1 pseudogene is annotated in these 751 nt (G+C 53.3%); it reads right to left on the reverse strand.

What is annotated here, in order from left to right:
- Positions 1-218: 218 nt before the first annotated feature.
- Positions 219-751 (reverse strand): annotated as a pseudogene (locus tag AC1RPG_RS07855) (hypothetical protein); the annotation flags it as partial.

The raw sequence follows: 751 nt of genomic DNA on the forward strand, positions 1-751 counted from the left end.
CCACAAACTTGGGCACTATCAACTGGGCAGCAGGTGCACGGCAACCGACGTTCACTTTCTCGTCAGCGCAGACCCTAAATGCGACCGATGTGCTTATTGTGACAGCGGCGGCATCAGCAGACGCGAACCTAGCGAACGCGACGTTCACGCTGCGTGGTACAGCATCAGCGGCGTAAAACAAAAACCCCATCAGACGCGAATCTGATGGGGTTTTTCATTTAGAACAAGCCTCGTGATTTCGGATACAGCTGCGAGTGCCATGCGTGGTATGTCGAAGGTAGCGACTGCGCCTCGAAGCTCTTTGCCTTGGGCGGTTTCCACTCATCCGGTTCAGTGGGTGGCAGCACATCGGTCTTGAGTGTCACGAGTTTTCTATTGCGCTTGATTGCAACCCGATTCATGTCGAACATTTTCTTCACGTCTGCGTCGGCCGCTGCGTACCAGTCAGCGATCGTGCCGTGTTCGATCAGCCCCTTCTTAATCTGAAGCGGCTTGAACGTGCCAATTCGTGGAATGCTGTCAATCTTATCGCCCAGCAGAATTTGATACTGCAAGAACTGGGCTGGAGTGAGGCCTTCACGTTCCATCAGGTCAGCCTCTGTGATGTATATCGGGTCCGGTTTGCTTTCTTTGTTCTTGTGAGCCGAATCGTACATAAGCACGTGCTTTCCCTTCAGGCACTGGTAGTCATCCTTGTCCTGCGCGCCTAGCACAACTTGATACTCGTCGGAGTACTGATGACCTACCGAGG

This window comes from Dellaglioa sp. CoH-57-MRSF-18, assembly GCF_056781995.1.